The sequence below is a fragment of the Nocardioides sp. CPCC 206348 genome, from assembly GCF_048654705.1.
Taxonomy (GTDB): Bacteria; Actinomycetota; Actinomycetes; order Propionibacteriales; family Nocardioidaceae; genus Nocardioides.
This window is the reverse complement of record NZ_JBMCZA010000136.1, coordinates 3,596-3,960: the sequence shown is the minus strand read 5'-3', so window position 1 is coordinate 3,960 and position 365 is coordinate 3,596. Positions and strand designations below refer to the sequence as shown.

At 68.5% G+C, this 365-nt stretch carries 1 protein-coding gene; it reads right to left on the bottom strand.

Going from position 1 to position 365, the window contains the following annotated elements; translation table 11 throughout:
- Positions 1-96 precede the first annotated feature (96 nt).
- A partial coding sequence (locus tag ACOADB_RS08725) for a hypothetical protein (protein ID WP_378597568.1) occupies positions 97-365 on the bottom strand: 269 nt, incomplete at its 5' end.

The following is a 365-nucleotide window of genomic DNA, read 5'->3' as shown; positions in this document are numbered from 1 at the left end:
GGCCAGCAGGCCCGAGACGATCCAGACGACGACGTTCACAAGGACTCCTTCGGAGGAACGCGAATGTTCCGGTCCCCTCGAGGCTAGTGGACGTGTCTACGAATCCGGGGGCTCGCCGGGTCCGTCGGGGTGGGTGAGGTCGTAGGCCCGGGCGACCTTCTTCGGCACCACCATCCGCCAGGCATCCACCACGAGCTCCCGCGCCTCGATCGGGTCCAGCGCCGGGAGGTTCGCGTGCACCCAGTGGAAGCGGAGGTCGGACTCCGACGGCATCTGGAACTTCTCGGGGTCGCCGGCGACCAGCGCTGCCCGCTCCTCCCTGGGGAACGCGAAGCCCATCACGGTCTCGTCGAGGGAGAACGCGA